Origin of the sequence: Paenibacillus sp. FSL H3-0286 (genome assembly GCF_045040705.1) — a bacterium.
Taxonomy (GTDB): domain Bacteria; phylum Bacillota; class Bacilli; order Paenibacillales; family Paenibacillaceae; genus Paenibacillus_AQ; species Paenibacillus_AQ odorifer.
Genome location: NZ_CP150285.1, coordinates 6,384,486 through 6,397,520 on the forward strand (window position 1 = coordinate 6,384,486; position 13,035 = coordinate 6,397,520).

The 13,035-nt window shown below is 47.4% G+C and carries 8 protein-coding genes, 11 tRNA genes and 4 rRNA genes; 2 read left to right on the plus strand and 21 right to left on the minus strand.

Annotated elements, in window-relative coordinates:
• Positions 1-30: 30 nt before the first annotated feature.
• The 17 genes from MHB37_RS28465 to MHB37_RS28545 form a co-directional block, all read right to left on the minus strand.
• Positions 31-107, minus strand: a tRNA-Arg gene (locus tag MHB37_RS28465).
• 7 nt (positions 108-114) lie between these two features.
• Positions 115-189: transfer RNA gene (locus tag MHB37_RS28470), tRNA-Gly, on the minus strand.
• Between the two features lie 6 nt (positions 190-195).
• Positions 196-279, minus strand: a tRNA-Leu gene (locus MHB37_RS28475).
• Between the two features lie 16 nt (positions 280-295).
• Positions 296-368, minus strand: a tRNA-Lys gene (locus MHB37_RS28480).
• Positions 369-373: 5 nt separating this feature from the next.
• Positions 374-448: transfer RNA gene (locus tag MHB37_RS28485), tRNA-Gln, on the minus strand.
• A gap of 43 nt (positions 449-491) precedes the next feature.
• Positions 492-567: transfer RNA gene (locus tag MHB37_RS28490), tRNA-Val, on the minus strand.
• Positions 568-607: 40 nt separating this feature from the next.
• Positions 608-682 (minus strand) — tRNA-Glu (locus MHB37_RS28495).
• Positions 683-693: 11 nt separating this feature from the next.
• Positions 694-769: transfer RNA gene (locus tag MHB37_RS28500), tRNA-Thr, on the minus strand.
• A gap of 1 nt (position 770) precedes the next feature.
• Positions 771-846 (minus strand) — tRNA-Asn (locus tag MHB37_RS28505).
• 6 nt (positions 847-852) lie between these two features.
• A 5S ribosomal RNA gene (rrf, locus tag MHB37_RS28510) occupies positions 853-969 on the minus strand.
• 74 nt (positions 970-1,043) lie between these two features.
• A 23S ribosomal RNA gene (locus MHB37_RS28515) occupies positions 1,044-3,970 on the minus strand.
• Between the two features lie 139 nt (positions 3,971-4,109).
• A tRNA-Ala gene (locus MHB37_RS28520) sits at positions 4,110-4,185 on the minus strand.
• Positions 4,186-4,209: 24 nt separating this feature from the next.
• Positions 4,210-4,286 (minus strand) — tRNA-Ile (locus MHB37_RS28525).
• A 46-nt stretch (positions 4,287-4,332) separates the two neighbouring features.
• A 5S ribosomal RNA gene (rrf, locus tag MHB37_RS28530) occupies positions 4,333-4,449 on the minus strand.
• Between the two features lie 124 nt (positions 4,450-4,573).
• Positions 4,574-6,131, minus strand: a 16S ribosomal RNA gene (locus MHB37_RS28535).
• Together the 16S, 23S and 5S rRNA genes with 11 tRNA genes alongside form the textbook arrangement of a ribosomal RNA operon.
• A 358-nt stretch (positions 6,132-6,489) precedes the next feature.
• Positions 6,490-6,720: a hypothetical protein gene (locus tag MHB37_RS28540; RefSeq protein ID WP_036680631.1), complete on the minus strand. Its 231-nt coding sequence runs from the start codon at positions 6,718-6,720 to the stop codon at positions 6,490-6,492.
• A gap of 253 nt (positions 6,721-6,973) precedes the next feature.
• Positions 6,974-7,585, minus strand: a complete 612-nt coding sequence (locus MHB37_RS28545) for a stage II sporulation protein M (RefSeq protein WP_076307253.1) — start codon at positions 7,583-7,585, stop codon at positions 6,974-6,976.
• A 108-nt stretch (positions 7,586-7,693) separates the two neighbouring features.
• Here MHB37_RS28545 and pdaB point away from each other — a divergent pair, with 108 nt between their 5' ends.
• Positions 7,694-8,497, plus strand: a complete 804-nt coding sequence (gene pdaB / locus MHB37_RS28550) for a polysaccharide deacetylase family sporulation protein PdaB (RefSeq protein WP_036680629.1) — start codon at positions 7,694-7,696, stop codon at positions 8,495-8,497.
• A 50-nt stretch (positions 8,498-8,547) separates the two neighbouring features.
• Here the strand turns inward: pdaB and MHB37_RS28555 are convergent, their stop codons facing one another.
• On the minus strand, positions 8,548-9,369 hold the full coding sequence (locus MHB37_RS28555) for a PPK2 family polyphosphate kinase (protein ID WP_405168757.1): 822 nt from the start codon (positions 9,367-9,369) through the stop codon (positions 8,548-8,550).
• Between the two features lie 243 nt (positions 9,370-9,612).
• Complete coding sequence (locus tag MHB37_RS28560; protein ID WP_076309051.1) at positions 9,613-10,203, minus strand: KinB-signaling pathway activation protein; 591 nt, start codon at positions 10,201-10,203, stop codon at positions 9,613-9,615.
• Positions 10,204-10,335: 132 nt separating this feature from the next.
• Between MHB37_RS28560 and gerD the strand changes: the two genes are divergently transcribed.
• Positions 10,336-11,022, plus strand: a complete 687-nt coding sequence (gerD, locus tag MHB37_RS28565) for a spore germination lipoprotein GerD (RefSeq protein WP_036680627.1) — start codon at positions 10,336-10,338, stop codon at positions 11,020-11,022.
• A gap of 59 nt (positions 11,023-11,081) precedes the next feature.
• Here the strand turns inward: gerD and MHB37_RS28570 are convergent, their stop codons facing one another.
• Both MHB37_RS28570 and cwlD read right to left on the minus strand, forming a co-directional pair.
• Positions 11,082-12,191, minus strand: a complete 1,110-nt coding sequence (locus tag MHB37_RS28570) for an Mrp/NBP35 family ATP-binding protein (RefSeq protein WP_076130012.1) — start codon at positions 12,189-12,191, stop codon at positions 11,082-11,084.
• A 90-nt stretch (positions 12,192-12,281) separates the two neighbouring features.
• Positions 12,282-13,022 carry an N-acetylmuramoyl-L-alanine amidase CwlD gene (gene cwlD / locus MHB37_RS28575; protein ID WP_038573445.1) on the minus strand — a complete coding sequence of 247 codons (741 nt, stop codon included), beginning with the start codon at positions 13,020-13,022 and terminating at the stop codon, positions 12,282-12,284.
• Positions 13,023-13,035 lie beyond the last annotated feature (13 nt).

A 13,035-nucleotide genomic window follows, 5' to 3' on the forward strand; every position in this document is an offset into this window, starting at 1 on the left:
TATAAATACTATAATTGCTTAATAATAAAATGGCGCGCCCTGAGAGATTCGAACTCCCGGCCTTTTGATTCGTAGTCAAACGCTCTATCCAGCTGAGCTAAGGGCGCAAAATTATGGAGCGGACGACGGGAATCGAACCCGCGACCCTCGCCTTGGCAAGGCGATGCTCTACCGCTGAGCCACGTCCGCAATAAGTGGTGCGCGTGAAGGGACTTGAACCCCCACGTCGTGAAACGCCAGATCCTAAGTCTGGTGCGTCTGCCATTCCGCCACACGCGCATGATAATAATAAAAGTGAGCCATGAAGGACTCGAACCTTCGACACCCTGATTAAAAGTCAGGTGCTCTACCAACTGAGCTAATGGCTCGCACTTGGCTGGGGATATAGGATTCGAACCTATGAGTGACGGAGTCAAAGTCCGTTGCCTTACCGCTTGGCTAATCCCCATTGATGGTACCTCTATGTTGCCCATAATCTCTTAGGAAGATTATGGTGGAGGCTGAGGGGATCGAACCCCCGACCCTCTGCTTGTAAGGCAGATGCTCTCCCAGCTGAGCTAAGCCTCCATATCTATGGGACCCTCTAAGGGTAAGTACAAGTAAAAGTTGGTGACCCGTATGGGATTCGAACCCATGTTACCTCCGTGAAAGGGAGGTGTCTTAACCCCTTGACCAACGGGCCTTGCAAATCTGTGGAGCTCTCAACCGGATTCGAACCGGTGACCTCTTCCTTACCATGGAAGCACTCTACCTGCTGAGCTATGAGAGCATGGCTCCCCGAACAGGACTCGAACCTGTGACAACTCGATTAACAGTCGAGTGCTCTACCAACTGAGCTATCAGGGAATATCCGCTTGGCAACGTCCTACTCTCCCAGGACCCTTCGGTCCAAGTACCATCGGCGCTGGAGGGCTTAACGGTCGTGTTCGGGATGGGTACGTGTGGAACCCCTCCGCTATCGCCACCAAACGGGCATTTACAGCGTAAATGCTCAGGCTTAATCGCCTGAAAACTGAATCCGAAACGAATCTGCATTCTAACTATAGGATAAGCCCTCGACCGATTAGTATTGGTCAGCTCCATGCATTGCTGCACTTCCACCTCCAACCTATCTACCTCGTCGTCTTCAAGGGGTCTTACTAATTGGGAAATCTCATCTTGAGGGGGGCTTCACGCTTAGATGCTTTCAGCGCTTATCCCGTCCGTACGTAGCTACCCAGCCATGCTCCTGGCGGAACAACTGGTGCACCAGCGGTACGTCCATCCCGGTCCTCTCGTACTAAGGACAGCTCCTCTCAAATTTCCTGCGCCCACGACAGATAGGGACCGAACTGTCTCACGACGTTCTGAACCCAGCTCGCGTACCGCTTTAATGGGCGAACAGCCCAACCCTTGGGACCTACTTCAGCCCCAGGATGCGATGAGCCGACATCGAGGTGCCAAACCTCCCCGTCGATGTGGACTCTTGGGGGAGATAAGCCTGTTATCCCCAGGGTAGCTTTTATCCGTTGAGCGATGGCCCTTCCATGCGGTACCACCGGATCACTAAGTCCGACTTTCGTCCCTGCTCGACTTGTAGGTCTCGCAGTCAAGCTCCCTTATGCCTTTGCACTCTGCGAATGATTTCCAACCATTCTGAGGGAACCTTGGAACGCCTCCGTTACTCTTTAGGAGGCGACCGCCCCAGTCAAACTGCCCGCCTGACACGGTCCCCGTACCCGGTAAGGGCACTAGGTTAGAACCTAGATACGATCAGGGTGGTATCCCAACGGCGCCTCCACCGAAGCTTGCGCTCCGATTTCTACGGCTCCCACCTATCCTGTACAGATCGTACCCAAATTCAATATCAAGCTGCAGTAAAGCTCCATGGGGTCTTTCCGTCTTGTCGCGGGTAACCTGCATCTTCACAGGTATTAAAATTTCACCGGATCTCTCGTTGAGACAGCGCCCAAGTCGTTACGCCATTCGTGCGGGTCAGAATTTACCTGACAAGGAATTTCGCTACCTTAGGACCGTTATAGTTACGGCCGCCGTTTACTGGGGCTTCGGTTCATAGCTTCGGGTTACCCCTAACCACTCCCCTTAACCTTCCAGCACCGGGCAGGCGTCAGCCCGTATACTTCGCCTTGCGGCTTCGCACAGACCTGTGTTTTTGCTAAACAGTCGCTTGGGCCTTTTCACTGCGGCCCCCTCGTGCTATTCACACTACCGGGGCACCCCTTCTCCCGAAGTTACGGGGTCATTTTGCCGAGTTCCTTAACGAGAGTTCTTCCGCGCGCCTTAGAATTCTCTTCTCGCCTACCTGTGTCGGTTTGCGGTACGGGCACCTTCTCCTGGCTAGAGGCTTTTCTTGGCAGTGTGAGATCATGACCTTCGCTACTACAATTTTCGCTCCCCATCACAGCCCAGCCTTAATGATGTGCGGATTTGCCTACACATCAGCCTCACTGCTTAGACGGACATCCATCAGTCCGCGTCACTACCCTCCTGCGTCACCCCATCGCTCATAGCGGATTACGGTGGTACAGTAATTTCAAACTGTTGTCCTTCGACTACGCCTTTCGGCCTCGCCTTAGGTCCCGACTTACCCTGAGCGGACGAGCCTTCCTCAGGAAACCTTGGGCTTTCGGCGGATCAGATTCTCACTGATCTTTTCGTTACTCATACCGGCATTCTCACTTGTGTAGTGTCCAGCGCTCTTTTCAGTACACCTTCAACCCCTACACAACGCTCCCCTACCCCAGATACATACGTATCTAGCCATAGCTTCGGTGGTGTGTTTAGCCCCGTTACATTTTCGGCGCAGAGTCACTCGACCAGTGAGCTATTACGCACTCTTTCAATGGTGGCTGCTTCTAAGCCAACATCCTGGTTGTCTGTGCAACTCCACATCCTTTCCCACTTAACACACACTTGGGGACCTTAGCTGATGGTCTGGGCTGTTTCCCTTTTGACAATGGATCTTAGCACTCACTGTCTGACTCCCGGCAATAAGTATATGGCATTCGGAGTTTGACTGAGCTTGGTAATCCTTGCGGACCCCGCACCCAATCAGTGCTCTACCTCCACTACTCTTATACCGAGGCTAGCCCTAAAGCTATTTCGGGGAGAACCAGCTATCTCCGAGTTCGATTGGAATTTCTCCGCTACCCCCACCTCATCCCCGCACTTTTCAACGTACGTGGGTTCGGGCCTCCAGTGCGTGTTACCGCACCTTCACCCTGGACAGGGGTAGATCACACGGTTTCGGGTCTACGTCCACATACTAATTCGCCCTATTCAGACTCGCTTTCGCTGCGGCTCCACCTTCTCGGCTTAACCTTGCATGTTAAACGTAACTCGCCGGTTCATTCTACAAAAGGCACGCCATCACCCATTAATAGGGCTCTGACTTTTTGTAAGCACACGGTTTCAGGTTCTATTTCACTCCCCTTCCGGGGTGCTTTTCACCTTTCCCTCACGGTACTGTTTCACTATCGGTCGCCAGGTAGTATTTAGCCTTAGCAGATGGTCCTGCTGGATTCATACGGGGTTTCACGTGCCCCGCACTACTCGGGATCCGTCTCGGAGAGAATACAGTTTAGGTTACAGGGCTTTTACCTCTATCGCGGGCCTTTCCAGACCTCTTCACCTACCATATTCCTTTGTAACTCCATGTGAGACGTCCCACAACCCCTAAGAGCAAGCTCTTAGGTTTAGGCTGTTCCGCGTTCGCTCGCCGCTACTGACGGAATCACTATTGTTTTCTCTTCCTCAGGGTACTTAGATGTTTCAGTTCCCCTGGTCTGCCTCTACATTTCCTATGTATTCAGAAATGAGTAACTGCGAATTACCACAGCTGGGTTTCCCCATTCGGACACCCCCGGATCAAAGCTTGCTTACAGCTCCCCGAGGCAGTTTCGTTGTTCGCCACGTCCTTCGTCGGCTCCTGGCGCCTAGGCATCCTCCGTGTGCTCTTATTAGCTTAACCTCGATTTTTCCGAAGAAAAATCTCACTAATAACATTTACTTGTTTACACAAGTTGCTAAAAGATGTTCTAAAACGCAAATTCGTTTCGGTATCCAGTTTTCAAGGATCAAGTTGAAAAAGTTATTCATTTAAAAATTTATGGTGGAGCCAAGCGGGATCGAACCGCTGACCTCCTGCTTGCAAGGCAGGCGCTCTCCCAGCTGAGCTATGGCCCCATAAAATTACTCTATAATGTTATATGGTGGGCCTTGGTGGACTCGAACCACCGACCTCACCCTTATCAGAGGTGCGCTCTAACCAACTGAGCTAAAAGCCCATATAACATATATAACATTGTGAATCAACCAATGAATTGGTTGTCCGCTTGGCAACGTCCTACTCTCCCAGGACCCTTCGGTCCAAGTACCATCGGCGCTGGAGGGCTTAACGGTCGTGTTCGGGATGGGTACGTGTGGAACCCCTCCGCTATCGCCACCAAACGCATACGAAAGAGACTTACTCTTTCAAAACTGAACACGAGTGAGTGTTCGAACCCGAAGGTTCTATTGTGGAAGTTAAACTTCCGATTTGAATGTCCTCATTGCAGAGAACGATTCTCCATAGAAAGGAGGTGATCCAGCCGCACCTTCCGATACGGCTACCTTGTTACGACTTCACCCCAATCATCTACCCCACCTTCGGCGGCTGGCTCCCTTGCGGGTTACCCCACCGACTTCGGGTGTTGTAAACTCTCGTGGTGTGACGGGCGGTGTGTACAAGACCCGGGAACGTATTCACCGCGGCATGCTGATCCGCGATTACTAGCAATTCCGACTTCATGCAGGCGAGTTGCAGCCTGCAATCCGAACTGAGACCGGCTTTGATGGGATTGGCTCCACCTCGCGGCTTCGCTTCCCGTTGTACCGGCCATTGTAGTACGTGTGTAGCCCAGGTCATAAGGGGCATGATGATTTGACGTCATCCCCACCTTCCTCCGGTTTGTCACCGGCAGTCACTCTAGAGTGCCCAGCATTACCTGCTGGCAACTAAAGTTAAGGGTTGCGCTCGTTGCGGGACTTAACCCAACATCTCACGACACGAGCTGACGACAACCATGCACCACCTGTCTCCTCTGTCCCGAAGGCCGCCACTATCTCTAGCAGATTCAGAGGGATGTCAAGACCTGGTAAGGTTCTTCGCGTTGCTTCGAATTAAACCACATACTCCACTGCTTGTGCGGGTCCCCGTCAATTCCTTTGAGTTTCAGTCTTGCGACCGTACTCCCCAGGCGGAGTGCTTACTGTGTTAACTTCGGCACCAAGGGTATCGAAACCCCTAACACCTAGCACTCATCGTTTACGGCGTGGACTACCAGGGTATCTAATCCTGTTTGCTCCCCACGCTTTCGCGCCTCAGCGTCAGTTACAGCCCAGAAAGTCGCCTTCGCCACTGGTGTTCCTCCACATATCTACGCATTTCACCGCTACACGTGGAATTCCACTTTCCTCTTCTGTACTCAAGCCACCCAGTTTCCAGTGCGACCTCAGGTTGAGCCCAAGGTTTAAACACCAGACTTAAATAGCCGCCTGCGCGCGCTTTACGCCCAATAATTCCGGACAACGCTTGCCCCCTACGTATTACCGCGGCTGCTGGCACGTAGTTAGCCGGGGCTTTCTTCTCAGGTACCGTCACTCCGGTAGCAGTTACTCTACCGGACGTTCTTCCCTGGCAACAGAGCTTTACGATCCGAAAACCTTCATCACTCACGCGGCGTTGCTCCGTCAGGCTTTCGCCCATTGCGGAAGATTCCCTACTGCTGCCTCCCGTAGGAGTCTGGGCCGTGTCTCAGTCCCAGTGTGGCCGTTCACCCTCTCAGGTCGGCTACGCATCGTCGCCTTGGTGGGCCGTTACCCCACCAACTAGCTAATGCGCCGCAGGCCCATCCCTCAGTGACAGATTGCTCCGTCTTTCATTCTTCTCTCAGGAGAAAAAAGAAATTATCCGGTATTAGCTACCGTTTCCGGTAGTTATCCCAGTCTGAAGGGCAGGTTGCCTACGTGTTACTCACCCGTCCGCCGCTAAGTTACTTTGAAAGCAAGCTTTCAAAGTAACTCCGCTCGACTTGCATGTATTAGGCACGCCGCCAGCGTTCGTCCTGAGCCAGGATCAAACTCTCCAATTAGTATTGAAAAGAGCGATATGCTCATTTTGAAACATCTGACGAGAAAATTAATTCTCTAATTTGGATTTCACTTGCGTGATTTCCCACTCACTCGTTGTTCAGTTTTCAAAGATCAATGTCTCTCATTTCGTCGTCGTTGTTTATCAGCGGCGACCTTTATAATATATCACAGTGTTAAGCTGTTTGGCAAGTCTTTTTTTTGAAAAATCTTTTTTTCAATTTTTCTTGCCTTCCGCTTCCCTTTTACACAAGCAAAAGGAGCGCGAGATATAATTTATCATGAGCACTCCTTTTTAGTCAAGCTATTTTATTAAATAATCTGAAAACTTTATAAAACTGTAGCAATTCTCGTATATCTTCAGTGTTTATACTGAGAAGAACGCCCACCCCATGCATACTTGGAAAGCTCTTTCTGAGGAGCGAAGCGAGCATACATCCGGAATACAGTCTTATATCTATTAGCGATGGCGTGCCTGATATTTTGGTCCAAGCGCTGATCACTCAAATCTAACAGCATCTCATCTAGTTCTTTTCTCAAAACATAATCCAGTTCCTTGCATTCCTTTTCGTTAAACAACATTCCCAACATATGCTTGGCCTCCTTCATGAAGTTGCAATTAACACCTTCTCTAAACCCCCAAAACCTTTTTTGGATAATCAGTAAGTACATCTCATGGAGAAAGCTGCCTTAAGATCCTCTTACACTAGATTAACCGGAGTCCTCTTTTTATAACCATAATTATTAAAAATTCCCTTTATGGTTTCGTCTCGATTATATACTCCTTACCTTTAGGCAATCCTTGGATGAACGCCCTTAATGTTATGCTCTATTCCCGGAAGTTTTATGATAAAAGTGAAAAAGTAATTGTACTTTCAATAATGGCTGCAACAAATAACAGGATTACAGTCCATATGGAAGCCGTAAGTGTTTGACGCATGAATGCAGACCAGTCTGCGCTTTTCTCCTCTTTTCTATCTGTAGATCGAAATAAACTTGAAATCACTTTCCCGCCAAAATGCAGTCCAAAGGCACAAGCGATAATGATTGCCGGAATCTCTATAATCCCGTGTGGCAGCAATCCTTTTACGATTAAATCGAACAAATCCTGCCCTTGCAGTGCGGATAAATGTATCAAGTAGCCAATTACCGCTCCGTTTATAAATAAGAATATAGCTGGCAATATGCCGAACAACGCTCCCAGGAAAATAATAACCACGCCCTTGATGGCGTTATTCAGAAATATAAATACAAAGAAGTTCCATTGCGGATTAGCGGTGTCTCTTAAGTTTCCGCTGATCTCACTAAGCCCTTCCAATTGCTGAACCAATAGTTTTTCCAGACTACTTGTCGCTACCCAGCCAACAACCGCTCCTATTACGAAGAGCAGACAGGATAGCAGCAAAGCCTTGCGGATCGATTTAATATCTTTAACAAACGTGAAGAACGACAACATAAATACCTCCTGAAATTGTGATCTCTGTTTCTTAGGTCATAACCGTGCGGTACGAGCATACATTTAGAACAAACAAGCATTTCGCATGGGAGAGGAGCGCTGTCATTAATGAATTCTTTTTATGTATTCAGCGGCAAAAAGATCAAAAGGTTCATCTATATCTTCGCCGCTGTGCTTCTTGCTGCTGGAGTTGTCTATGTCGAGAGGGGTAATATCACCGTTTTTTCTGAAGCTGGACCTTCTGCCATTTACAGTGTGCCAACAGAGAAGAAGCTGATTGCCCTAACCTTCGATATTAGCTGGGGGGAAAAGAGACCCGAACCAATTTTGAAGGTACTTGAAGACAAGAAAGTGGACAAAGCCACCTTCTTCCTATCGTCACCATGGAGTAAGACTCACCCGGATATTGTAACAAGCATTAAAAACGCAGGATTCGAAATTGGCAGCCATGGCCATAAACACGTCAATTACAGCACTCTAAGTAACGAAGAGATTCGCACTCAGATCACAACGGCTCACACTGTGCTTACAGAATTAACCGGTAAAGAACCAAACTTAATTCGTATGCCTAATGGTGATTTTGACAAAAGAGTTCTGCAAGTGGCCAATGATCTTGGTTACAAAGTCATCCAGTGGGACACAGACTCTCTAGACTGGAAGAACATAGGTGTAGACAATATCGTGAAGCGTGTAACGACTAAAGCACATCCTGGTGATATCGTTCTACTACATGCCAGTGATTCCTGCAAACAAACTCACGAAGCTCTTCCGCAAATTATCGATGAGCTCCGCAGACAAGGTTATGAATTCGTTACCGTCTCTGAGCTGATCAGCCAAAGCAATGCGGAGGGTAAAGAGGTTCGCGACTCGGCCTCACTAAATAGTGCCTTAGAGGATGCTGCCGGGCTGTAACACTCCTCCCAATCTTAGGTACCGCAATAGATGTTGGTCTTATCCAAATATTAATGACGCGGGGAAATGAGCTCCGATATGTCGGGTGTGGGGGTATTCAGCTTCGGATAGCTCAGATCCAGACTCTCCAGTGTCTTTACAACGATGGATAAGGCCAAATAGTTGCGGTACCATTGATGATTGGCTGGTATCCAGTACCAGGGTGCTTTATCAATACTTGACTCCTTAAAAACATCTACATATGCCTCTTGGTAATCATCCCAAAACTCCCGCTCCTGTAGATCACTTGCGTCGAATTTCCAGTGTTTTTTGGGATCTTCAAGCCGTTCTTTTATTTTCTTAAGCTGCTTTTCTTTTGAAATATGCAGAAAAAGCTTGATAATTGTCGTTCCCTCTTCCACCAGCATCTCCTCAAACTGCCGTATGTAACGAAAGCGGCGCTTCATATCATCCTTTTTCAATCCCCCATGTACCCGCGGTACCAATACATCTTCATAGTGTGAGCGGTTAAATGCAGAGATGTAGCCTTTAGGGGGTGTCTTTTGATGCACTCTCCATAAGAAATCGTGAGCTTCTTCCTCCAGAGAAGGTTTCTTGAAGCTGGTCACTATAAAGCCTTGTGGATTAATCCCTGAAAAAATATGTTTAACCGTTCCATCCTTACCGCTGGAATCCATCCCTTGCAGAATTACGAGCAGTGAATGCTTTTTCTGTGCAAAAAGAATATCTTGAAGCTCTGCCAACCGTTCCTTTAACTGCTCTGTTTTGGCTTCTGCTTCTTTTTTTGATTTAAAGTTACCTGTATCGTCCGGGTCCAGCTTGTTAAGCTGGATTTCATTTGTGTCTTTTATCATATAGCGCTTGATGTCCATATATTCCCCTCCTAAAAGTTTTGTAAAGCATGTGCATCATTGAAAAACTTCGTACAAAACTCACTTCGGAAGCATCTACTTAGTTTTGTGAGCGTTGCTACACACAAAGAATCCGCTCTATTGTTCTTTAAGATTAACCTCCTCCAGCGGATTTTAATCGTTAGGATACATTCTAGAGCAAAAAACCCCGTTTTCTGAAGGCCAGAGCACGGGGTTCATGATTTGCTGAATTCGCCCCAGCCTTTATCCGGCTGCCGGCTTGAGAATACGGTGAAGCATCAAAATTTGGAATGCATTACAGGCGATGAGCGGAACAACAATAAACACTGTCGCACTATCAACACCTATACGGAGCACGCCGATAATTTCCACAATTGAAATAGCTGTCATAAAAAAGAGGGTTGGAATCCAAGCTGAGATGTTTGTACTTTTCACTTTGAAATAAGACACAATAACGGCAGCTAACAAAATAAAGATTCCTAATATTAGATCAGACAAGACACTTCTTTCCCCGCCAACGACGGTACGCAAAAAAATCAGTTCAAGCAATGCGAGTACAGAAAGCACCAGTTGTATGTATTTCCAAATTTTTGGCGGGAAAACACCATTGCCCATGTAATTTAAAATTAGATAAGCAAAAAAACCAAGTTGCGCATAAACACTGACAAGCATACCGTAGCCGAATAGTATCAGCGGGTATAAAAAGAAATCAGCGACACTTTTGAAATCAATTCGACCGTTCACGAATTGCAGTGCCAGACCTGCGATTACTGCTCCGCCCGCTCCTATTAGAAGGGTTGTCCAAAATAAATAAAACCATTTTTTTATACTCAGCCACTTCACCTCCCCCTATGTCAGATTTATTTTACCAAGGATACCGACAAAACACCATTACATCAGCAACATAAATGTGTGTTAATGCGGCATAATACAACTGGAGAATCCTAATAAAGGAGGGCAGCGCCAATGAAATGGAGATTTATCGGATCTGTGGGTTTGGCTTTAAGCTTTGTTATGGCCTTAACGGCTTGCGGAAGTGAGCAGAGCAGTTCTTCTTCTGGTCAGGGCAGTTATAAAGAAATGAAGACCATGGTTATTGATATATTAAAAAGTGAAGATGGAAAAAAAGCAGTTGAGGAATCATTATCAAATTCCAGTTCTGGAGGCACCAGCGGAATGAGTATGAAAATGATGCCACTTCAAACAACAGAGGATATAAAAACCGCTGTTAAAGATACCCTCACTGCACCGGAATATCAAAAGGAAATCGAGAAAATTATGACTGATCCCAAGTTCGCAGGCGATTTTGCTAAAGCCATTCAATCACAAAGCAAAGAATTGCACCTGCAACTAATTAAAGATCCCACCTATCAAAAATCCGTCGAGGAAATCATGAAGTCTCCAGAAATGATGACCATGTTTCTTAATCTCACCAAAACACCTGACTACCGAAAGCAATCCATGAAGACCATCCAGGAATCTATGCAGACTCCATTATTCCGGATGGAGGTATTGAATTTACTTAAAAAGGTCGTTCAGGACGAGCTCGAACCGAAGGAACAGAAAAAGGGCGGCGAAAGCGGCGATAAACAGGAAGGCAGCGGCAGCGGTGGTGAAAGTGGCAGCGGTAGCGGCGATGATTCAAGCACATAACAAAAAAGAGGCCTTATCCCACCTAACAAAGTGGGACGGCCTCTTTTTATGCACAATAATTAGTGCTCATATTTCGCAATCAGCTTATCAGCGATATCAGCAAACAACAACGCAGTAGCTGTGTCTTCCTTGTATACGGAAGGTGAGAAATCCGGTTCAGAAATATGGTTGTCCGGTGCGCCCAATGGAACTTGTGCAAGCAGCTCGGTATGGAGTGTCTCCGCAAGCCGAGCGCCTCCGCCTCTGCCAAAAATATAATCTTTTTTACCGCAGTCTTTACACTCATAATAAGCCATGTTCTCAATGACCCCAATAATCTCATGTTCTGTCTGCAGAGCCATAGAGCCCGCTCTAGCCGCCACAAACGCTGCGGTAGCATGAGGGGTAGTAACAATAATCTCTTTGCTGTGAGGGAGCATCTGATGTACGTCAAGCGCCACATCACCTGTACCTGGAGGAAGATCAAGCAGCATATAATCAAGTTCTCCCCAGCCCACATCACCGAAGAATTGGCGCAGCATTTTGCCAAGCATAGGTCCCCGCCAAATTACCGGACTATTCTCACGGATAAAGAAGCCCATAGACATGACCTTCACTCCGAAACGTTCCACAGGAATAATGATTCCCTCTTCTACAACGGGTCCCTCTTCGATTCCCATCATATCAGGGATGCTAAACCCATAAATGTCCGCATCAATCAATCCAACCTTTTTACCTTTTCTAGCCAAAGCTACTGCCAAATTCACAGTAACTGTAGACTTTCCAACACCGCCTTTACCACTGGCAATGGCGATAAAGTTAACACCAGAGTTCTCATTGATTAATTCATGATCGTCAAGGCCAGCTGCATGTCCCTTAAGTTTCCCCGGTTCATCAACCAACGGCTCTTCCCCGGCACTCTCTCCGCGAAGCAGAGCACGTTCATAATCGGTTGCATCACGCAGCCGGATATGCACATTAGTGACTCCACCTGCTTCAAGCAACTCACGAACCCGTTGTTCTAGATCCATGCGACTTTGCTCTTCAGGATCCAGACATACGATTGATAAAGATATACGATCTTCTTTAATCATAATGTCACGGATCAGCTGTAGTTCCACAAGGCTTTTTCCGGTTTCCGGGTCTGTTATTGACTGCAGTATTTCCTGGATATGTTCCCTAGTCAGCATGGAAAGCACCTCTGTTTCCTTTCCGGAGGAGAATTCTTCCGGAGTTTTTGTCTATTATAGCATTACCCATCTCCTGATGAGTAGTCCCGGCTACTCGGAAGCATAACGAAGAATGCCACGATATATGCTAGTCGCTACCTTGCGTTGATAAACATCATCTCCGAGTAGAACTGATTCCTGAGGGTGCGACAAAAAACCGACCTCTACAAGGATCGCAGGTATTTTTAATGCTTTTAGTAGATAAACAGTATTTACAGTCTTAGCTACACGATCAGTATTCTCCAGTGTAGTCTTCAGCTCACTCTGTACAAACTCTGCGATAGCTTTATTATCCTTGTGATTGGGATAGTAAAAGGTCTGCGCCCCGCTCCATCGGTTCGAAGGCACACTGTTCATGTGAACGCTTATAAAAAGATCTGCGCCCTTCTCTTCAATACTTCTTACTCTTTGCTTAAGATCTTCAGTCTTGCGCTTAGAATAGCCCTTAGTGCCCTCCTGAGCCAAATCATAATCCCCCTCACGGGTCATCACAACAATAGCCCCGGCCTGTTGCAGGTAATCACGTAAATAAAGAGAGACTGCAAGATTAATGTCTTTCTCAATTAGCCCTTCCCGGCTAACTGCCCCTCCATCTGCTCCACCATGTCCAGCGTCGATAGCGATCACTTTACCAGACAAAGGCAGACTCCAATAATTTAACGTTTTGGCAGTAGGCATATCATACGCTATAATGCCGATCATTATAGCTAGCAGTGTCGCGCCCAGCATACATTTTTTGATACTGCTCCATGAGATCCAGACCGAGACTTTACTGTGTTTTCGGCCAGACATAACAAAGACCCCC

Bases quoted from the DNA above. Each gene is read 5' to 3' on its own strand.
- pdaB (WP_036680629.1), top strand. From the start codon at position 7,694: ATGAATTCTTTTTATGTATTCAGCGGCAAAAAGATCAAAAGGTTCATC.
- MHB37_RS28545 (WP_076307253.1), bottom strand. From the start codon at position 7,585: ATGTTGTCGTTCTTCACGTTTGTTAAAGATATTAAATCGATCCGCAAG.
- MHB37_RS28555 (WP_405168757.1), bottom strand. From the start codon at position 9,369: ATGGACATCAAGCGCTATATGATAAAAGACACAAATGAAATCCAGCTT.
- MHB37_RS28540 (WP_036680631.1), bottom strand. From the start codon at position 6,720: ATGTTGGGAATGTTGTTTAACGAAAAGGAATGCAAGGAACTGGATTAT.
- MHB37_RS28570 (WP_076130012.1), bottom strand. From the start codon at position 12,191: ATGCTGACTAGGGAACATATCCAGGAAATACTGCAGTCAATAACAGAC.
- gerD (WP_036680627.1), top strand. From the start codon at position 10,336: ATGAAATGGAGATTTATCGGATCTGTGGGTTTGGCTTTAAGCTTTGTT.
- cwlD (WP_038573445.1), bottom strand. From the start codon at position 13,022: ATGTCTGGCCGAAAACACAGTAAAGTCTCGGTCTGGATCTCATGGAGC.